Annotated in this window: 20 protein-coding genes; 17 read left to right on the top strand and 3 right to left on the bottom strand. The window is 45.0% G+C overall.

What is annotated here, in order from left to right; translation table 11 throughout:
- Positions 1 to 2 precede the first annotated feature (2 nt).
- From BLP85_RS07925 to BLP85_RS07900, 6 genes are all read left to right on the top strand, one after another.
- On the top strand, positions 3 to 242 hold the full coding sequence (locus BLP85_RS07925; RefSeq protein ID WP_092819577.1) for a thioredoxin family protein: 240 nt from the start codon (positions 3 to 5) through the stop codon (positions 240 to 242).
- A 194-nt stretch (positions 243 to 436) separates the two neighbouring features.
- On the top strand, positions 437 to 757 hold the full coding sequence (locus BLP85_RS07920; RefSeq protein WP_092819576.1) for a metalloregulator ArsR/SmtB family transcription factor: 321 nt from the start codon (positions 437 to 439) through the stop codon (positions 755 to 757).
- 6 nt (positions 758 to 763) lie between these two features.
- Entirely contained in the window at positions 764 to 1234 is a 471-nt protein-coding gene (locus tag BLP85_RS07915) for an arsenate reductase ArsC (protein ID WP_092819575.1), read from the top strand.
- A gap of 11 nt (positions 1235 to 1245) precedes the next feature.
- Positions 1246 to 2286: an ACR3 family arsenite efflux transporter gene (gene arsB, locus BLP85_RS07910; RefSeq protein ID WP_092819574.1), complete on the top strand. Its 1041-nt coding sequence runs from the start codon at positions 1246 to 1248 to the stop codon at positions 2284 to 2286.
- Between the two features lie 9 nt (positions 2287 to 2295).
- On the top strand, positions 2296 to 3000 hold the full coding sequence (gene arsH / locus BLP85_RS07905; protein ID WP_092819573.1) for an arsenical resistance protein ArsH: 705 nt from the start codon (positions 2296 to 2298) through the stop codon (positions 2998 to 3000).
- Between the two features lie 97 nt (positions 3001 to 3097).
- Positions 3098 to 4177: an ArsO family NAD(P)H-dependent flavin-containing monooxygenase gene (locus BLP85_RS07900; protein WP_092819572.1), complete on the top strand. Its 1080-nt coding sequence runs from the start codon at positions 3098 to 3100 to the stop codon at positions 4175 to 4177.
- A gap of 198 nt (positions 4178 to 4375) precedes the next feature.
- Here BLP85_RS07900 and BLP85_RS07895 read toward each other — a convergent pair whose 3' ends face one another.
- Together BLP85_RS07895 and BLP85_RS14945 are read right to left on the bottom strand one after the other, a co-directional pair.
- Entirely contained in the window at positions 4376 to 6124 is a 1749-nt protein-coding gene (locus BLP85_RS07895; protein WP_092819571.1) for a hypothetical protein, read from the bottom strand.
- A gap of 206 nt (positions 6125 to 6330) precedes the next feature.
- Positions 6331 to 6507: a hypothetical protein gene (locus BLP85_RS14945; protein WP_165493303.1), complete on the bottom strand. Its 177-nt coding sequence runs from the start codon at positions 6505 to 6507 to the stop codon at positions 6331 to 6333.
- An 80-nt stretch (positions 6508 to 6587) separates the two neighbouring features.
- On the opposite strand from BLP85_RS14945, the gene BLP85_RS07890 reads away from it, so the two are divergent.
- The 4 genes from BLP85_RS07890 to BLP85_RS07875 all read left to right on the top strand — a co-directional run bounded on the left by BLP85_RS07890 (position 6588) and on the right by BLP85_RS07875 (position 12960).
- Positions 6588 to 8150 carry a sensor domain-containing diguanylate cyclase gene (locus BLP85_RS07890; RefSeq protein ID WP_092819570.1) on the top strand — a complete coding sequence of 521 codons (1563 nt, stop codon included), beginning with the start codon at positions 6588 to 6590 and terminating at the stop codon, positions 8148 to 8150.
- Positions 8151 to 8356: 206 nt separating this feature from the next.
- Complete coding sequence (locus tag BLP85_RS07885) at positions 8357 to 11803, top strand: MASE3 domain-containing protein (protein ID WP_092819569.1); 3447 nt, start codon at positions 8357 to 8359, stop codon at positions 11801 to 11803.
- 163 nt (positions 11804 to 11966) lie between these two features.
- Positions 11967 to 12416 (top strand): universal stress protein, encoded by a 450-nt coding sequence (locus BLP85_RS07880; RefSeq protein WP_092819568.1) that lies wholly within the window; start codon positions 11967 to 11969, stop codon positions 12414 to 12416.
- 43 nt (positions 12417 to 12459) lie between these two features.
- Positions 12460 to 12960: a Dps family protein gene (locus BLP85_RS07875; RefSeq protein WP_086194901.1), complete on the top strand. Its 501-nt coding sequence runs from the start codon at positions 12460 to 12462 to the stop codon at positions 12958 to 12960.
- Between the two features lie 830 nt (positions 12961 to 13790).
- On the opposite strand, the gene BLP85_RS07870 is transcribed toward BLP85_RS07875, so the two are convergent.
- Positions 13791 to 14111, bottom strand: a complete 321-nt coding sequence (locus BLP85_RS07870) for an ArsR/SmtB family transcription factor (RefSeq protein WP_092819567.1) — start codon at positions 14109 to 14111, stop codon at positions 13791 to 13793.
- A gap of 112 nt (positions 14112 to 14223) precedes the next feature.
- On the opposite strand from BLP85_RS07870, the gene BLP85_RS07865 reads away from it, so the two are divergent.
- The 7 genes from BLP85_RS07865 to BLP85_RS07835 all read left to right on the top strand — a co-directional run bounded on the left by BLP85_RS07865 (position 14224) and on the right by BLP85_RS07835 (position 18524).
- The gene (locus tag BLP85_RS07865) at positions 14224 to 14640 is read left to right on the top strand and encodes a YeeE/YedE family protein (RefSeq protein ID WP_092819566.1); all 417 of its coding nucleotides are present in this window, start codon (positions 14224 to 14226) and stop codon (positions 14638 to 14640) included.
- Complete coding sequence (locus BLP85_RS07860; RefSeq protein ID WP_086176663.1) at positions 14641 to 15057, top strand: DUF6691 family protein; 417 nt, start codon at positions 14641 to 14643, stop codon at positions 15055 to 15057.
- Between the two features lie 2 nt (positions 15058 to 15059).
- Positions 15060 to 15932 (top strand): MBL fold metallo-hydrolase, encoded by an 873-nt coding sequence (locus BLP85_RS07855; protein ID WP_092819565.1) that lies wholly within the window; start codon positions 15060 to 15062, stop codon positions 15930 to 15932.
- A gap of 68 nt (positions 15933 to 16000) precedes the next feature.
- Entirely contained in the window at positions 16001 to 16780 is a 780-nt protein-coding gene (locus BLP85_RS07850) for a sulfite exporter TauE/SafE family protein (RefSeq protein ID WP_092819564.1), read from the top strand.
- Positions 16781 to 16880: 100 nt separating this feature from the next.
- Positions 16881 to 17276: a rhodanese-like domain-containing protein gene (locus BLP85_RS07845; RefSeq protein ID WP_092819708.1), complete on the top strand. Its 396-nt coding sequence runs from the start codon at positions 16881 to 16883 to the stop codon at positions 17274 to 17276.
- A gap of 54 nt (positions 17277 to 17330) precedes the next feature.
- Positions 17331 to 17666 carry a carboxymuconolactone decarboxylase family protein gene (locus BLP85_RS07840; protein ID WP_092819707.1) on the top strand — a complete coding sequence of 112 codons (336 nt, stop codon included), beginning with the start codon at positions 17331 to 17333 and terminating at the stop codon, positions 17664 to 17666.
- A gap of 240 nt (positions 17667 to 17906) precedes the next feature.
- Complete coding sequence (locus BLP85_RS07835; protein ID WP_092819563.1) at positions 17907 to 18524, top strand: cytochrome b/b6 domain-containing protein; 618 nt, start codon at positions 17907 to 17909, stop codon at positions 18522 to 18524.
- Positions 18525 to 18645 lie beyond the last annotated feature (121 nt).

Here is an 18645-nt window from a genome sequence, read left to right as displayed (position 1 = left end):
ATATGCAAATTAAAGTTTTAGGTACAGGTTGCCGTAAATGTAAAGCACTGTTGGCTGCAACTGAAGAAGCGGTGAAAAGCAGCGGTGTGCAAGCAGACATTGAGTATGTTACGGATATGATGCAGATTGCTGAGACAGGACTATTAAGCACTCCGGGGCTAATAATTGACAATAAAATCGTTTCGAGTGGTAAGGTTCTGGAAGCGCAAGCCATAGCAGAACTGATCGAGAAAAATAAATAGTTTCAAAATTGCAGCTGTAGGAAGAAAACCGGTGGTTTAAGTCACAGGTTTTCTTCTAGCCTGGAAAAAGTGGGCATTTTTTTAAATTTAATGTTTTCTGGTCGCTCGATGCCGATTTGGCGACAATTTTTGACAGGTCGTCTTTACTATATATATGGATATGTGTATATTCGAATAATAGAATGGGAGCAACTATGGACCACGTTCAGTTTTTTAAATGTTTATCGGATGAAACGCGTCTCAGTATTGTCCTGCTGATTGCAGAAAACAAAGAGCAGTGCGTCTGCGAACTGACCGATAAACTCCAGTTAAGCCAACCGAAAATTTCACGGCACCTGGCCTTGTTACGGTCTTGCGGTTTGCTCAACGATCGCCGGCAAAGCCAGTGGGTGTATTACAGCATCAATCCGCAATTACCGGCCTGGTGTTTTGAAATTCTGGACGTGCTGAAACGTAGTGAAGTTCCGGTTTTATTTAATTCTACCACGCTAACGATTCAGAGCCATTGCGAGTAAATTTTCATGAAATTTTTGTTTTTATGCACGGGGAACAGTTGCCGCAGCATTCTGTCTGAAGTTTTGTTCAATAGTCGTGCACCTGAAGGCTGGGTTGCTTACAGTGCCGGCAGCAAACCTTCCGGCCAGGTACATCCGTTGACGCTGGAAACCTTACACAACCTGGGCTTATCGACTGATGGCCTGTCCAGCAAAACCATTGATGCCTGTGAACAGTACCAGCCAGACGTCGTGATTACCGTGTGTGATGCAGCGGCACAGGAAGCGTGTCCATTGTATCTGGGTGGAGCGATCAAGGCACACTGGGGCTTGTCTGATCCTTCACATCTGGATTTACCCAAAGAAGAAAAATTACAGGCCTTCCTGACCACGGTGGATCACATCAATAAACGCCTGGATGCCTTATTTGCCTTGGATACCGAAAAAATGAGTCGTCCGGAGCTCATTGCCAGCATCAATCAAATTTCCCATCTTTAATCGAGCCGATCATGTCTAAATCCGGATTGTCCTTTTTAGATCGTAACCTGACTCTGTGGATCTTTGTAGCCATGGCTTTGGGGGTTGCGATTGGGGTGGTGTTTCCACAAGCATCAACGGCGCTGGATGCCATGAGCGTCAATTCGGTCAATTTGCCGATTGCAATTGGCCTGATCCTGATGATGTATCCGCCGTTGGCGAAAGTGGACTACGCAACATTGCCGCAAGTGTTTCAGGATAAAAAAACCCTGGCCTTGTCCTTGATCCAGAACTGGCTGATTGCCCCGGTCCTGATGTTTGTGCTGGCAATTGTATTCCTGAGCGATTATCCGGAATATATGACCGGCCTGATCCTGATCGGTTTGGCGCGCTGTATTGCCATGGTGCTGATCTGGAACGGTCTGGCATGTGGTGATAACCAGTATGCTGCGGCACTGGTGGCGTTTAACAGTATTTTCCAGATTCTGTTCTTTAGTAGTTATGCATGGTTCTTCCTGACTTATTTGCCGCCATTTTTTGGGGTAGAAGGTCATGTGATTAATGTAGATTTCTGGACCATTGCCAATGCCGTCCTCATCTATCTGGGCATTCCTTTCCTGATGGGCTTCCTGACCCGTCTGTCTTTGGTCAAAGCCAAAGGGCTGGACTGGTATCAAACCCGGTTTTTACCGAAAATTGGCCCGCTCAGCTTACTGGCCTTACTGTTCACCATTGTAGCCATGTTTAGCTTGAAAGGCGGCGATGTGCTGAGTTTGCCGATGGATGTGTTGCGCATCGCGATTCCATTGACGGTCTATTTTGTGCTGATGTTCTTTGTCAGCTTCTTTATGAGCAAATGGATGGGCAATGATTATCCGAAAACCACCGCAATTTCTTTTACCGCGGCGGGCAATAACTTTGAGTTGGCGCTGGCGGTTGCGATTGCCACCTTTGGTCTGGCTTCACCCATCGCTTTTACCACCATTATTGGGCCTTTGGTGGAAGTGCCGGTGCTGATTGCGCTGGTCAGCGTATCCTTGTGGCTGAAGAAAAAATATTACCCTAATTCTTAAGAGGCAGAGATGACCCTCCCAAATCTTGAATCTGATCTTTTACCGACGCCGACCTTTGCCGAGGTACAGGCCAAAGAACTCGACCATCCACCACGGATGTTATTGCTGTATGGCTCGAACCGCGAGCGCTCGTACAGCCGTCTGGCGGTGATGGAAGCCGGCCGTATTCTGGAACGCTTTGGCTGTGAGGTCAAAATCTTTCATCCCAAAGGTTTACCTTTGCCTGAAGATGGCGATTTTCAACATCCTAAAGTCAAGGAACTGCATGAACTGCTGGCCTGGTCCGAAGGCATGGTGTGGTGTTCACCGGAGCGGCACGGTTCGATGAGTTCGATCTTCAAGGCTCAGATTGACTGGATTCCACTGGCGGCGGGAGCCATTCGTGCCACGCAGGGCAAAACCCTGGCACTGATGCAGGTCAGCGGCGGCTCGCAATCTTTTAATAGCGTGAACCAGATGCGGATTCTGGGGCGCTGGATGCGTATGATCACGATTCCGAACCAGTCTTCCATTCCCAAGGCCTTTTTGGAATTTGATGAAGAGGGGCGCATGAAACCGTCATCTTTATATGACCGGATTGTCGATGTCATGGAAGAGCTGTATAAGTTTACCTTGCTGACCCGTGGGCAAAGTGCTTATCTGACCAACCGTTATTCGGAACGCAAGGAATCGGCTGAAGAGCTCTCCAAACGGGTCAATCAGCGCAGTTTGTAAAACAGGGTTTATTTTTGACTCATGCTGTCCTATCAATAAGATAAATAGGCTGGAACCTGCTGCAAAAGCGGGATTCGGCCTGAAGAACACCAGAAAAATGCAAGGGGAAAAGGTTTTGGACGCAACACAGACTGTAACGGAAGTGATCATCATTGGTGCTGGACAGGCAGGTTTGTCCATGGCCTATTTTTTAAAGCGCAAGAACATTCCGTTTATCCTGCTGGATGATCAGTCTCAGCCTGGAGGTGCCTGGCGGCATGCCTGGGAGTCCTTGCGTCTTTTCTCCCCGAACAGCTGGAGTTCGCTGTCAGGCTGGATGATGCCGGCGACCGAACAGACCTATCCGACCCGTAACGAAGTAATCGACTATTTGACGGCTTATGAACAGCGCTATCACTTTCCCGTGGTCCGTCCCGTGCATGTGGATCGTGTAGAAAACAAGGGCCAGTATTTAGAGGTCTATGCCGGAGAACGATGCTGGAAAGCCAAAGCAGTGGTGAGCGCCACGGGAACATGGAGTCAACCCTTTATTCCCGAATATGCCGGTCGTGAACATTTTCAGGGTATGCAACTGCATTCGGCAGATTATCTGAATGCCGAACCCTTCAAGGGCAAAAAAGTCATGGTGGTGGGCGGCGGAAATTCTGGTGCACAAATTCTGGCAGAAGTATCTCTGTTTGCCGAAACGCTGTGGATTACCCAGACACCACCGCAGTTTCTGGCGGATGATGTCGACGGCCGTGTCCTGTTCTTAAGGGCAACCGAGCGCCTGAAAGCCCAGCAGGAAGGGAGAAGCATCGAGCAGCCGATTGGTGGGCTGGGCGATATTGTCATGATTGATTCAGTCAAAGCGGCACGTGAGCGGGGCGTTTTACAGAGCAAGCGTCCATTTTCGGCGTTTACAGAACATGGCGTGATCTGGGAGGATGGATCTGCTCAACAGGTGGATGCGGTGATCTGGTGTACCGGATTTAAGGCGGCACTGAATCATCTGAACAGCCTTGGAATTATCCAGCCGGACCAGACCATTGCGGTTCATAACTGCCGTTCGGTTCAGGTGCCGAATTTATGGCTGCTGGGCTATGGGGAGTGGACCGGTGCTGCTTCGGCAACGCTGGTCGGAGTTTCCCGTACAGCGAGGGCCGTAGCGGAAGATATTGCTGTATTTCTAGCCTAAGATATTTAATCCTGTCCCAAAGTAGAGCAGATTGGGTACATATAAAATCTGCCTACTATCAGCCCTAAACAATTAATCAGCCTGGTATAAGGATCTGTCCCAAAAAAACCAGCTTGCCGTAAATTTTTCAGCACCAAAATCACCGCTTAAACAAGCTCGTTGATTTACCTTCCTTTAGAGAGTCTAGCAGTCTTGCCTTTAGGCCTTTTGGGATAATCCCCAACTCTTTGCAGAGAGCAGAAATTCATAGTTTAAAGCCATGAGAATGCTCTGCATATTAAAGCTGTTGCGGTCTTCAGGTAACTGTATCAAAAGCGGTAAACGCGTTACGCCATTTTCACCATTGGCAAAGGCATAATGTCGTACTTTAGAGTCAATCACCGGAATTAAATTCTTCGCTTCCAGATAAACACTCTCTTGAGCGGCCAGTTTTTGAATAGCAATAATCTTAAGATAGCAATGATCTCGAACTTCAATCAGATTCTGTTTTAATTGATTGATCTTCAATTCATGATGTTCAGATTTTTTAAACAGCCGTTTAAGAAAACTGCTGTTTTCGGCATTTTGCATTTCGCGCTCTAACTGGCGTATGTGCTGCTGGATCTGGCGGGTTTGTTCCATCGCGCTATTGAGCAGTTCCCTGATTTCCTGAGTGGGGGCGGAAACTGCTTGTAGCTGTTGCTGATAGAGAAATTCATCGTGAAAGATCACAAAGATTTGGGCACGACGTTGTTCCAGTAATTTTAAATAGGCAATTAAGCGATATTTAAACAAACGCGCATGCTGATTAAACTGCAGCATCGGTTGCTGCGACAAAATTTCCAGTTGATGCAGAAACTCATTGATTAACCTTAAAATATTTAAATAGCAATATTCCAGTTCGTCGGTATGTTGCACACTGTTTTTTAAACCTTTTAGGAAAGGTTCGAGAATATTCAAGGATAAATCTTTTTCCAAGATTTCCAGATGCTCTTTCACCAGGTGGTCGACGGAAAAACTTTGAATATTTAAAACTTCTTTTAAACTTGGAATGAGATTTTGCTGATTATATTCATGTAGGGATTCAACCAGTTCTACAATATGCGGATTCATTTTGCGCTGAATACCAATGATCCGGTTCATCAGCTGTTTAAAATTTGCAAAATAATCTGCTTGATCCAGCTGTTGCGGGTCAAGAACCAGACCACTGATATAGAATCGATTTTCTTTACCAAAGTTTTCTTCGGTTAAAAAACGGCGAATTGAATAGGCAGAAACAGAACTGTCGTAAGTGCTGCTCAGGACAAAATAATATTGAAAGGTTTGGATAATTTCAAAGTCGCGAACATGTTGTTGCTGAATAAAATAATCCTGAAAAATGGCCAGTTCCTGCTCGGCATATTCACTCGGCAAAATATGAGCAAACCAGCTTCCTAGAATTTCACTTTTCATGAAGATTTCAAAGATAAAAGTTCGAACCTGCTCAATATCCAAATGCCGGTGATTTTCAGAAACAGTAAAATCCAAGTCACGAATAATCAGGGCGGCGTCATACAGAAAAGCTTTTTTGATCAGTTGCTGTGCCTGAATATCTGCTGGATGTTCCAGATCAATCTGGTTAATTTCACGCACAATACTTTCCAGGTAATCTGCAATCTGAAAGTCGGTCTGATAGCCTTGCAGATAGCTGAATGTGCTCTTTATTCTGTGCGCAAGTTGCAGCAATTCGGAGTTTTGCGTTTCAAGCTGAAGATTTTTCAGGCCAGAATGACCTTTAAACTCAAAGGCCTGGGTCAGGTAATTCCACGCGATATTCTTGGCTTTCAGGTATTGGTCTTCTATTTTCTGATGCAATGCCTGCGGTGTCGTCGAGAGGATGGACTGTAGTTGTTGTTGCCAATGCTTATCCAGAACTGGATCAATTTGTTTTAATTTTACCCGCAGCTGATAAGGAATATATGTTTGCATGGAAATCCAAAAACCTTGTAATAAGTTCAAACTTTTAGGGAAAATAAGTCGTGTGATTTATATCACAAAACTAAGGGTTAATTGGCAATATGACATAAAAAAATTCGATATCAGCGCTGTTCATTGCTGATTAAATGATCTAAGCCTGTGCTGAGATTAAAAATGCAGGAACCCCGAGATTTCCCTTAATCTGGTACACGGTATGTTCAGGCACATTTTCCCGGAATCATCAGCTCAGGCAGAAACAGCAATGAATACTCAGAACATACTTCGGCACGCATTGACATTCCTTCAGGACCATATTCAAGGCGCATTGGTTCAACGCTCGGTAAAACAAATAGGGTCGGGAAAATTGACGGCCATTTCAGGGTGATTTGATTCATATAGATGTTGTTGAAATAAACCGTGTTTTTTCATTATTTTGTGATATAAGTATCATAAATAATAACTTGGAATTACCCTATTGAGACAGGTTTTACTGGCGCCTCGTTTAAATCTGCGCAGCTTAATCTTACTTTTAACGGTTTTAAGCGTAACCTGTCTGTTTGTCTTTGCCTTATTTTTTGTTAACTATACCGTGAAAGAGCGACTGATCGACAACTCTCTGGCCTTGAATGCCGAATATTCTTCCAGGATTGCTAAGCATACCAACTATCAGTTTGAAGAAATTTTAAAAAATTTAAGATTTAGCGCCAATGTATTGGGAAAAAACTTTTTTAATGAAAACTTGAGGAGCAATGAAGTATTAAGACTAAAAAGCCAGTCAGGAAATTTTAACAGTGTTTTTCTGGCTGATGGGGAAGGGCATATCATTTCATTTTTCCCGACCACCTTAAAGATTGATTCTAAACAGATTTATAAAACTTATGGCATCACCGAGTCAATCAAACGCAAGCAAACTTATATTTCTTCTCCATACTGGTCTTCAACCAAAAGACTGATAGTCATTGTTTCTGAACCGATCTTTAATGCCCAAGGGCAATACTTGGGCTTTATCGCCGGTACGATTTATCTACAGAGCAAGAATCTGGTCAGTGAAATGCTGGCATCCAAATATGGTTACAAGAAAAATTATACCTATGTGATGGATGACCAGAAACGCATCATTTTCCATGCCGATGCTCGAAAAATTGGCCAGAAAGTCCAGGTCAGCGATGGCTTAACCTCGATGCTTCAGCAACAGGATGGGGCTTTCCGTCTGATGAACAGCCAAGGCATAGATAGTCTGGTCGGTTTCTCACATATTCCCAGTGTGAACTGGATTGTGGTATCGCAGCAGCCGATAGACGAGCTGTTTGCTCAAGCCAACATTATTATTATCAACGTCTCCATCGGAATTACCCTGTTCTATTTTTTCATTTTCTTTGTGGTCTGGCGTTTATCGGGTTTGATTGCACTGCCTCTAAACCATTTGGCGAAAATGGCCAGTATGCTCAGTCGGCCGGAGGTTCAGGAAAAAATTAACAAAATTGCCCCCGTATATTTTGAGGTTGATCAGTTCAAAAATTCCCTGATGCTCAGCTCTCAAAATTTTAATGAAAAAATTGATGAGCTGAATCAGTCGGTGAATACCGATCCGCTGACCGGTTTATACAATCGCCGTGGGATGAAGCTGTTTCTTGAAGAATTTGTGCATATGCGTACCGAATTTGCGGTGCTGGCAGTGGATATCGATTTTTTTAAAAAGGTAAATGACAGCTATGGCCATGACAAAGGCGATATTGTTTTACAAAGACTGGCCAGACTGATGAAATATCATTTTCGTGATAATGACATCTGCTGCCGTTCAGGGGGAGAGGAATTTATTATTTTAGTGGCTGCTTCAGACCCGGTCACCGTTTTTCAGGCGGCAGAACGGTTACGAAAGGCGGTTGAAATCACCGAAATGGATAACATGGGAAGGGTGACCATTTCAATTGGTATCGCTTACTGGCCGCATAGTTCTGAGGATGTGGAGGAGGTACTGAAACTGGCAGATCAGAAACTGTACCAGGCCAAGCGTGAGGGACGAAACCGTATTTGCTAGATTGCAATAACCTGCTGAGGAAAACCTCAGCGTGAAACTTGCATGCAGTTGATTTATCTGCTTGTTAATTAACCCATTCCATGCCTGGATTTACCGATATTTGACATGGACTTAATGCTATTATGATCGTGAAATTTTTCAGTCAATACAAAACTTTAAAGTACTTTATTTGATAAGACTACTTATGAATTTCAGCGGGGAATTTTATGCCTAAATCATCTCGTGACTTATTTTCACCAGATGTATTCGACCTCAAGTCGTTTATTTCTCCTTATATGATGATCATTCCTCCGACAATTTTTGCCTTGCTGATCTGGTGGACCAATCAAAGTTTTGGTTTTGTCTTTACCCATACTGTGGCAGAACTGATTTCCATCATTATTGCGCTTACAGCGCTGATAGTGACTGTGGTATCGCGACATTTTACTAAAAATTATTTTGTGGTTTTCATTGCGATTGCCATTGGTTGGTGTGGATTTATTGATCTGTTCCATACCTTGCTTTACAAAGGCATGCAGATTCTCCCGGTGGACAGTGCCAACCAGGCCACACAATTATGGATTGGCGCCCGCCTGTTACAGGCCTTTGCCATGCTCGCCGCACCGTTCATGTTGACACGGGCCATCAAGCCAGTCCCGCTCAACCTGTTTTTTGGTCTGCTCAGTGCCGGGATTGTAACTGCGGTCATGCTGGGTTTCTTCCCCACGGCCTTTGTTGATGGGCAGGGCCTGACCCCTTTTAAAATATACAGTGAATATCTGATTATTGTGGTGCTGGCACTGGCACTGATACTGGTCTGGCACCGCCGCGAATATTTATCGGCCCAACTGACGTTTGGGGTCAGCCTTTCGATGCTGACCATGATGGCCTCTGAATTTACCCTTACCCAATATGTGTCCGTATATGCCGATGCCAATCTGCTGGGGCATATCCTGAAAGTCTATTCCTACTGGTTCATTTATATGGCACTGGTCGAGTCGACCATCAAAGAGCCTTTTAGCATGCTGTCCAAGGCGGCCAGTACTTATGACACCATTCCGGATCCGACCTATATTGTCAGTTCCAGCCAGACCATTCAGCAGGTCAATCTGGCGGCAGCCCGGCTGCACGGTACTGCTGCGGCACAATTGACCGGACGCTCGGTGCACGAACTGGTGCATGATCCTCGCGTAAAGGCCGAGGATTGTCCGGTCTGTTCCAGACTGCAGCAGGCACCGCAAGAGTTTTTAACCCAGCTGAGCTTGCCGGACCGCAAAACGGTCGAGTGTCATGTCGCACCTTTTGCGGAACGCCTGGGCCAAAAACCGGTCTGGGTTATGGTAGTGCACGATATTACCGACCGCCAGCTTTTGCTGCAGGATGTACAAAAACGGGTTAAAGAAGTACGTTGTCTGAACCAGATTAACCAGCTCTGCAATAACACGCATACAGGCATGACCGAGCTGTTGCAGAAAGCCATGGAAATCATTCCTTCCGGATTTTCCTCTTCGGAAAGGATTCATCTGAGAATTGACAGTGACTGGGGCATTTTTGGCACCGAGCTTTCGGCCCAGACGCCCTGTCTGCAGTCGGTATTTGGCAATGATGCACAGAAATTTGGAAATTTAACAATCTGGTATGCTGAGGCACCGCATATGCCCGCTTTTCTGGATGAAGAGCAGAGTTTAATCGATCATATTACCAGTCAGATTACCGATGCTTATATCCGCTTACAGTCACAGGCACGGATCGTCCGTTTAACCTATCTGTACCAGCTGCTCAGTGAAACCAACCGGGTGATTGCGCATAGCCAGAACCAGAAGCAGTTGCTCACCGAGTTGCAGCAGGTACTGCTGAAGCTGGGTGGTTTTGCCAAAATTCTGATTGCGCTGAAAGCTGATGATCAGGCGGACAGTCCACTGGTGCTCCAGTTCCATCATAATATTAGCGCCAATATCTTGCCAGCCTTGCAGATCGTTTTACAGCAGGATCAGAATCCTCCGTTGAAGCATGTGAAAAATACCTGTCCGGATGTGAATGTCTATAGTTATACGCTGGAGAATTATGACGATGAGCATGTTTCTCCAGAATATCGGAGCTGGAGACAGTATTTAAAACAGGAACAGGTTCGTCAAATAGCATTGACTCCGTTGCTGTTTCAAGGCCATTTCTGGGGGCTGGTCGGACTCTACACTACAGGCCAAGTGGAATTTGACCAGGAGCAAATTCAGCTGCTGCAAAATCTCTCCAGAGATATTTCATCTGCGCTGGAGCGTTTTTCGGCTGAGCAGCAACGTCAAACAGCCGAAACCTATTCGCAGCAGATGGAACAACGTTTCCAGCAGGTGTTTTTACAGTCGCCGGCACCGATGCATATTATTTCTATACAGGATGAGCGCATTCTTGCAGTCAATCTGGCCTATGAAAAATGGCTGGGATACAGTCTGGATGATTTTCAGAATCGGGAAGCCTGGCTGAAAAAAGTGGCACCGGATGCAGAGCAAAGACAGTTGATGCAACAAAACTGGCAAGCGGCCTTGCAGCTGGCGAAACAGGGCAAACAGGTGCAGTTTCCTGAAATTACCCTGCTGGCAAAAGATGGTAGTCAGCGGATTGCGCAGCGCACGCTGGCGATTGTCGGCAATGATGCGATTCTGGCCTGGACGGATCTGACCGCTATCCGGCAAACCGAGCAGGCATTAAGAGACAGCGAGCAGCGTTTCCGTGGCATGGTGGAACACACCGTGGTTGGGATGTATGTGATCAGAGGTCATCACTACTTATATGTCAATCCAAGTTATTCTAAAATGCTGGGCTGGTCTGCCGAAGAGTTAATTGGCCATAGCCTGCAGGAGTTTCATGACATCAGCGCAGAAGAAATTCAACTGGAAGAAGGAAAATTACTGGGAACAGACCATCCGACGCTTTCCTATACGGTTCCTGCGCGGCACAAAAATGGCCAGATACGAGAATTTGCTTTGCATGCCCGTAGCATTATTTGGGATGATGGCTTGCCTGCAGCGATTGTCATGGCACAGGATATCACCGAGCAAAAGCAGGCACAGGAACAGATTGCCAAACATGTTAAACAGCTGGAAGCCACCATGTACGGGACCTTGCAGGCGGTCGCCACTATGGTGGAAATGCGTGATCCGTATACAGGCGGACATGAACGCCGTGTCGGCTTGATTGCCAGTGCCATTGCCAAAGAAATGGGTTGGGATGAAAAGCGCTGCATACAAATGGAAGAAATTGGACTGGTACATGACATTGGAAAAATCTCTATTCCTTCCGAGATTCTGACCAAACCTACTCGTCTGACCTATCTAGAAATGGAAATGATGAAAGGCCATGCACAGGCCGGTTATGAAATTCTCAAAGATGTTCCCTTCAGCATTCCGATTGCTGAAATCATTGGTCAGCATCATGAACGGATGGATGGCACGGGCTATCCTAAAGGATTAAAAGGGGATGAGATCCATCCTGAGGCACGGATTCTGACCGTGGCAGACGTGATTGAGTCAATGGCTTCGCATCGTCCTTATCGTGCGGCTTTGGGGGTTGAGGTGGCGCTGGCAGAAATCTTACGTGGACGCGGGACGATTTATGATGCGGAAGTTTGTGATGCAGCAGTACGTTTAATTAATGAAAAGGGATATGTCCTGCCCAGTTAAACAGGCTGGATAATCATTAGGTGAATAGCAGCTAAAACGCTATTCACTCTTTGAGCTTAATGGAAATTGGGAAGACTGATATTTTCAAATGCTTTAAATTGAAGTGCTAGTAAGCGTATGTTATTTATAACTCAATAGAAGATTAATATTTGGAGTTTCACCGATGTCATACCAGAATATTTTAGTACCCGTCGATGGTTCAAAAATTTCTTTCTCAGCGGTAAAACATGCGGTCGAAATTGCTCAGGTCTTCAATAGCAGGTTGACCTTAATTAGTCTAGTTTCAGAAGATCCATTTACAGATGCAGATTTCTATTACTATTATGTATCTGCTCCAATGAAAGAACACTTTATCCAAGCCTATGCAAATGCAGAAGCGGTATTAAAACAGGCAAGTGAAATTGCATATGCGGCGGGCGTTCAGGTAGAAACAAAAGTCCTAAAAAGCGTAATGCCGGAAGAAAGTATTGTTGAAACGACCAAACAGCTTAAAACTGATCTCATTGTGATGGGATCGCATGGTCGTAAAGGTTTTAAAAAATGGCTACTCGGAAGTGTCGCCACAGCTGTACTTTGCTCCACGGAATTGCCAGTAATGATCATAAAATCTTAATGTCTATATAACATATATAATTAAAATGTAAGGAGTCTCAAAAATGGCGAGTTCTAAAAAAGAATCTAAAGCGGTGAAAATTGATATTGGTATCTCTCATAGTGATCGTGCCAAAATCGTTGAAGGCTTATCCAAACTGCTAGCGGATAGCTACACCTTGTATTTGATGACCCATAACTTTCATTGGAACGTGACTGGGCCACAATTCAATAGCTTACATAACATGTTTATGACTCAATACACGGAGCAATGGAACGCCCTGGATATTATTGCCGAGCGAATTCGGGCATTGGGATTTCCCGCTCCAGGAACCTATAAACAATTTGTAAAATTAACTGCAATTAAAGAAGTAGAAGGTGTTCCTAAAGCCGAGGAAATGGTCAGCTTGTTGGTGAATGCACATGAAACTGTTGCGCGAACAGCTCGAAGCCTTTTTCCCATTGTGGATGAAGTTAATGACCAGCCTACAGCGGATCTGATCACACAAAGACTTGAAGTTCATGAAAAAACAGCCTGGATGTTAAGAAGCCTGTTAGAAGAGTAACAATCTAGAATTAGTCTGCCAATTTTTATACAAATTGGCAGATAGACCATTGTTCATTTAAGAAAGTAATTTTGCTTTGCTGATTAAATTTATTTCAATAAAGATTAACAAAGCGTATCCATTTGGGCTTGAGCCTGATGCAGAACAGGCGGTGGTTTTAAATAAGCTCGTTGACTCTACACGTCTGTTTGGAATCAGATTTTAGCGATGTCATTTGAGATGTTTACGAAGAACAAGTTTCTTAAAGCAACCAGCTTAGTGAATCAATTTACTGATCTAAAAAGAATCCTGAATACACTGCTGTCCCATAGTCGAATTCCAGGTGTTAGATTAGTGAGTGTGGCAAGGATGCCACACATTCCCCATCACGATAGGATGTCGTGTATGGGGAATAAAGACTTTTGCCTACTTTTGGTCTGTCAAAAGTAGGGTTTAGCCTGCACAAAGTTATTTAAACTTTTAAAGAAAAGACAAGGCTGTGGAAAAAATAAATATAAATAAATATCAAATATTTAAATATAAAATATCATCATATTAATTTGGTGCTGAAATAAAATTCAAATTAAGGGACAGCAATGTACTGAATATGTTTTTTAGCCACCAGTTCAAATACTGTGTCGCTACAACAACAGGTTTGTCATCTTGCTGAATGATCTAAACATTTTAATGGCGGGACACGCCAAATGGTCTGTGGAAGGAGCTGCTTTAAAGGTCGCCCTGTGAAACAGAAAGCAAGTGAAATCCATGAGCAAATCAGCTAAAGGCTTTTGCCTTTAGAATCCCTGAGACACATGTTCCGCCAGAAGTGAGCTGAAAGTGGGGAAGTCATGTCAATCACAATCCTGGCTGCAGTACACTTCATATAGGGTCTGCATGATTTTTAGCACCCGTGTATCGCTGAATTGATAAAAAATCTGTTTGCCTTCCCGTCGTGTCGATACGATCTGGCTGTTTCTTAATACGGTCAGCTGTTGTGACAAGGTAGGTTGATGGATACCCGTACGTTGTTCTATGTGCTGTACATTCAGCTCGCCATCGACCAAGACACAGAGAATTTTAAGACGGTCAGGGTTGGATAAAACTTTCAGACAATCACTGACCAAATCGACTTGTGAAAAGTCCATTTGTGCTTTTAACGGTGCAGCGTTCATGTAGGTGTCCTGATAAGCAATGATCGGATACAAAAAAAATCAGCATTTCCGCTTGAATATTTTTATTTATTATATAATATAAAATTATATATTGTAAATGAGCAGATTTACTATGCATGATTTTCTCATCGCATTTATCGGTGGACTATTACTGGGCGTAGCGGTAGTCGGTTATCTCTATGTGCATGGCCGTATTGCAGGGATCAGCGGATTGATTGGACAGGTACTGAATCCACAGACTGTGTTTAAAACCCCTGCAATCTGGTTTATGTCAGGGTTGATTGTCACGCCCTTTATTTATGGATTATTTGTCCAGCCTGAGATCGAATTGAATGCCAGTCCGCTGATGATGATCATCGCGGGTCTGCTGGTTGGCTTTGGTACGCGTCTGGGTTCAGGGTGTACCAGTGGTCATGGAATTTGCGGGATGAGCCGTTTATCGAAGCGTTCTATCCTGGCCACCATGAGCTTTATGTTTGCCGGTTTTGTCACGGTTTATATCATTCGCCATATCACAGGAGCTTTCTAAATGAAGAATTTTCTGGCTTTCATTTTCGGCGGTTTGTTCTCTGTGGGGCTGATGGTCTCCGGGATGTCGAATCCGGAAAAAGTGCTCGACTTTCTGGATCTGTTTGGGGACTGGGATGCCAGTCTGGCTTTTGTGATGATGGGTGCAATTGCTGTGGCATTTATTCCCTTTCAAAAAGCGCTACGCAGCCAGGCACCGAAAACGATCTTTAATGAACCGATCGATTTGCCAAAGAATAACAAGATTGATCCTAAACTGATTTCGGGCAGCCTGCTCTTTGGTATCGGTTGGGGGATTGCCGGAATCTGTCCTGCACCAAGTTTTACATTGATTGGTCTCGGGCACTATCAGGTCCTGTATTTTATTGTCGCGATGCTTGCAGGCGTGTTGATTCACCGTAAGTGGGCAGGAGCTTAATCATGTCAAATTCCCCAGTTGTAAAAGACTTTTTCCATGAAGATACCAATACTTTCAGTTATGTGGTGAGTGATCCTTCAACGAAAGCCTGTGCAATTATTGACAGTGTGCTGGATTATGATGCTGCATCTGCCAGCACCTCGACCACACATGCTGATCAGATCATTGCCTATGTCAAAGCGCAGGGCTTAACAGTTGAGTGGATTCTGGAAACCCATGTCCATGCCGATCACTTGACTGCAGCGCAGTATCTCAAAGCTACGCTCGGGGGCAAGATTGCCATGAGCCAGAAAATTGCGATGGTTCAGGAGACCTTTGCTGCGATCTATCATCTGGATATCAAGCAATGGAATGTCCAGCAGCTGTTTGATTACCTGTTTGAGGATGATGAGAAATTCCAGATTGGTTCCATCGAGGCATATAACATTCCCACCCCTGGACATACGCCGGCCTGCCTGAGTTATGTCATCGGTGATGCCGTGTTTGTGGGCGATACCTTGTTTATGCCGGATTATGGCACGGCACGCTGTGACTTTCCGCGCGGCAGTGCAGCCATGCTGTTTGATTCGGTACAGCGCCTGTTCGAATTGCCGCAGACTACCCGGGTGTTTCTATGCCATGACTATTTGCCAGAAACACGTAATAGTTATGTGTGTGAGACGGATATCCAGACGCAAAAAAACCGCAATATTCATATTCATCACGGCACGACCAAAGCTGAATTTGTCGAGATGCGTAACAAGCGCGATGCAGGTTTGAGTATGCCCAAACTGATTCTGCCTTCGATTCAGATCAACATGAAAGCAGGACAGTTTCCTGAACCGGAAGAGAATGGGGTTTCTTATTTAAAGCTTCCGCTGAATTACTTCAAATAGGCAAGTTTCAGGATTAAACCGGCAGGTTCTTTTGTTGAACCACTGGAGTCAAGAGAGGTATAGGGGTGATGTGGTTGATACTGGAAGGGCTGGCCATCGGTGGCTTGCTGGGTTTAACCGGTGCAGGTGGCGGTATTCTGGCCGTACCGGCACTGATGGCAAGTCAGGGCTGGACGGTAGCACAGGCTGCACCTGTAGGCTTGCTGGCAGTAACCCTATCAGCACTGGTTGGAACATTTGAAGGTTTGTCCAAGCGCATCGTGCGTTATCGTGCCGCACTTTGGATTGCGCTGATCAGTATTCCTTCAGCGCGTTATGGCGTGCATCTGGCCGGAATTATCTCTCCCGTATGGCTCACGCTGGCTTTCAGTCTGGTGATGCTGATCATCGCTTACCGGATCTTCTTTAATAAAGTCCATGATCATGCAAATGCGCTGTGCAAGGTGAATCAAACGACTGGTCGCCTGATCTGGAATATGAAAACTGCATTGTCTCTCGGCGCTATTGGTGTCGTGGCAGGTCTGCTGACCGGTTTGCTTGGAGTGGGCGGGGGGTTCGTGATTGTCCCGGCACTGCGTAAAGTAACTGACTTGGATATGCGCAGCATCGTTGCAACTTCGCTGATGATTATTTTCCTGATTGGCGGTGTCAGTATTTCTGTACATGTGCTGGATGGCTTTCAATACCCTGTTTCGGTCACGCTGACTTTCGTTCTGGCCTGTATTGTGGGCATGTTAATAGGACGTCGTGCGATGCACCGGATAGACAGTCATCAGGTGCAGAAAATTTTTGCCACGACCGTGATTGGGGTAGCGATGTATTTAATCTATTCAGCGCTCATGGGCTAAAACAGCGGGTTGGGAATTTAAACTAAACCGCTTTTAATCTACCTGATCATAGTTTATAAAATATGAATATGATTTTAATGGCTGAGGAAGAATGAAAATGATGAAAACTGCAGAACAATTGATCCAGAATGTAAAAAGCCGGATTCAGGAAGTGAGCGTAGATGAACTGTTTGAGGCGATGAAAAACCATAAAACCATTCTGATTGATGTTCGGGAACCGGATGAATTTCAGGTGGCAGCGATAGACCGCGCGGTGAATTATCCTCGTGGTGTTCTAGAAATGAGAATTCACCAGCATCCTGTGGGGAGCCATCATTGCGATACTCTGCAGGCACTGGAACATCTTAAAGATCAGCCGATCTATCTGATCTGTGGCACGGGGGGACGCTCAGCATTGGCAACCGATACCTTACAGAATATGGGTTTTACCCAGGTCAAGTCTGTGCAGGGTGGTTATCAGGCCTGGCTGCAACAGGGCTATCCGGTAGAAAAATAAGCCGTTAAATAGATGGAAAACCTTATAGTTGATTGTTGAATGGGAGAGGCAGTGATGAAATACAAAGAATTAACCCAGAACATTTCAGGCAGTTTAAGAACCCTAACTCAGGATTCACCTGATTTAATGAAAAGTTTTAATCAGTTGTCCCAGACGGCTATGCGCGACGGCGTGATTGATCCCAAAACCAAGGAAATGATTGCTCTGGGGATTGGTGTTGCATCGCGTTGTGATGGCTGTATCGGTTTTCATGTCAGAACCCTGGTCAAAATGGGGATGACCCTGCAGGAGCTGGAAGAGCTTTTAGGGGTTGCTGTATATATGGGCGGCGGACCGTCATTGATGTATGCCGCAAATGCACTGGATGCCTTTAAAGAGTTTTCCAGCTGATTGGATACGGGTCCAATGGAAGGCTGGCGATCCTGCCGAGCATAGAATGAAGCTCATGCAATAACAGCTGGACAAATCACAAAAAGCTGATGACTGGGGCTTCCTGGTATTGATCTGGATACGATTTCCTCATGCTAAAAGTGCGCTTCATCAAGCGCACTGTTTTTTGGCGGTATCTTAAGATTCAACTCAGCTTGAGTTGCTATGCTGTACTTAAAATAAAATCAGCACAGGTTTTTTATGCTTCAGCGTACAACCACTTCTTCAACGGATTTACTGATCCGCTTTCTGCATATTGTCATCATGTTGAGTTTTACTGGGGCTTATCTGACCGGGGATGCAGAAGAATGGCATCAAATCCATATGGCCTTTGGCTATACCCTCGGAATCAGTCTGATATTAAGAATTTTATGGCAGTTTTGCGCTCCTCGACTGGCCCATACTCAGCCTTCAGGGCCAAGCCGACGATTGCAGGTGATCAAGCCCTTTGTGCAGCGCTATTGGGCACAGCCGCAGCAATGGCTTTCGCCAACATTTTTAAAAGCAGCCAGTTCCAGCCTGTTTCAGCTTAGCATACTGGGTATTTTTCTCCTGCTGCCTTTAACGGTGCTGGCCGGCTTTTTGACCGACTATACCTATAGCCACACTTTAAAAGAGGTTCATGAACTCTTTGCTAACCTGTTTTTAGCCAGTGTGTTGCTGCATTTGGCAGCGCTGACACTGAATAGTGTTCTGCTTAAAAAATGGCTGGCAAAACGGATGTTCTGGGGAACCGAATCACATTCATGGTTCACCCTGTTTGCTGCAATCTTTTCACTGGGCGTGTTGATAGCTTTCTGGTTTTTCTATTTGAGCTAAGCTGATATGAACGCAGAACAGAGAAGAAGATGATATTTAAACATTTCCTTTGACACATTGAGATGGTTCATAACATCAAATGACAAAGTATTGATGAACTGCATCATTTCAATCGGATGAA

Source organism: Acinetobacter kookii (assembly GCF_900096895.1).
In the GTDB taxonomy this organism is placed as follows: Bacteria; Pseudomonadota; Gammaproteobacteria; order Pseudomonadales; family Moraxellaceae; genus Acinetobacter; species Acinetobacter kookii.
The sequence above is the reverse complement of the archived record's forward strand: the minus strand, read 5'-3'. Positions and strand labels throughout refer to the sequence as shown.

Excerpts from the sequence above, each read along its gene's own strand:
- BLP85_RS07925 (WP_092819577.1), top strand. The coding sequence starts at position 3 with ATGCAAATTAAAGTTTTAGGTACAGGTTGCCGTAAATGTAAAGCACTG.
- BLP85_RS07920 (WP_092819576.1), top strand. The coding sequence starts at position 437 with ATGGACCACGTTCAGTTTTTTAAATGTTTATCGGATGAAACGCGTCTC.
- BLP85_RS07915 (WP_092819575.1), top strand. The coding sequence starts at position 764 with ATGAAATTTTTGTTTTTATGCACGGGGAACAGTTGCCGCAGCATTCTG.
- arsB (WP_092819574.1), top strand. The coding sequence starts at position 1,246 with ATGTCTAAATCCGGATTGTCCTTTTTAGATCGTAACCTGACTCTGTGG.
- arsH (WP_092819573.1), top strand. The coding sequence starts at position 2,296 with ATGACCCTCCCAAATCTTGAATCTGATCTTTTACCGACGCCGACCTTT.
- BLP85_RS07900 (WP_092819572.1), top strand. The coding sequence starts at position 3,098 with ATGCAAGGGGAAAAGGTTTTGGACGCAACACAGACTGTAACGGAAGTG.
- BLP85_RS07895 (WP_092819571.1), bottom strand. The coding sequence starts at position 6,124 with ATGCAAACATATATTCCTTATCAGCTGCGGGTAAAATTAAAACAAATT.
- BLP85_RS14945 (WP_165493303.1), bottom strand. The coding sequence starts at position 6,507 with ATGAATCAAATCACCCTGAAATGGCCGTCAATTTTCCCGACCCTATTT.
- BLP85_RS07885 (WP_092819569.1), top strand. The coding sequence starts at position 8,357 with ATGCCTAAATCATCTCGTGACTTATTTTCACCAGATGTATTCGACCTC.
- BLP85_RS07880 (WP_092819568.1), top strand. The coding sequence starts at position 11,967 with ATGTCATACCAGAATATTTTAGTACCCGTCGATGGTTCAAAAATTTCT.
- BLP85_RS07875 (WP_086194901.1), top strand. The coding sequence starts at position 12,460 with ATGGCGAGTTCTAAAAAAGAATCTAAAGCGGTGAAAATTGATATTGGT.
- BLP85_RS07870 (WP_092819567.1), bottom strand. The coding sequence starts at position 14,111 with ATGAACGCTGCACCGTTAAAAGCACAAATGGACTTTTCACAAGTCGAT.
- BLP85_RS07865 (WP_092819566.1), top strand. The coding sequence starts at position 14,224 with ATGCATGATTTTCTCATCGCATTTATCGGTGGACTATTACTGGGCGTA.
- BLP85_RS07860 (WP_086176663.1), top strand. The coding sequence starts at position 14,641 with ATGAAGAATTTTCTGGCTTTCATTTTCGGCGGTTTGTTCTCTGTGGGG.
- BLP85_RS07855 (WP_092819565.1), top strand. The coding sequence starts at position 15,060 with ATGTCAAATTCCCCAGTTGTAAAAGACTTTTTCCATGAAGATACCAAT.
- BLP85_RS07850 (WP_092819564.1), top strand. The coding sequence starts at position 16,001 with ATGTGGTTGATACTGGAAGGGCTGGCCATCGGTGGCTTGCTGGGTTTA.
- BLP85_RS07845 (WP_092819708.1), top strand. The coding sequence starts at position 16,881 with ATGAAAACTGCAGAACAATTGATCCAGAATGTAAAAAGCCGGATTCAG.
- BLP85_RS07840 (WP_092819707.1), top strand. The coding sequence starts at position 17,331 with ATGAAATACAAAGAATTAACCCAGAACATTTCAGGCAGTTTAAGAACC.
- BLP85_RS07835 (WP_092819563.1), top strand. The coding sequence starts at position 17,907 with ATGCTTCAGCGTACAACCACTTCTTCAACGGATTTACTGATCCGCTTT.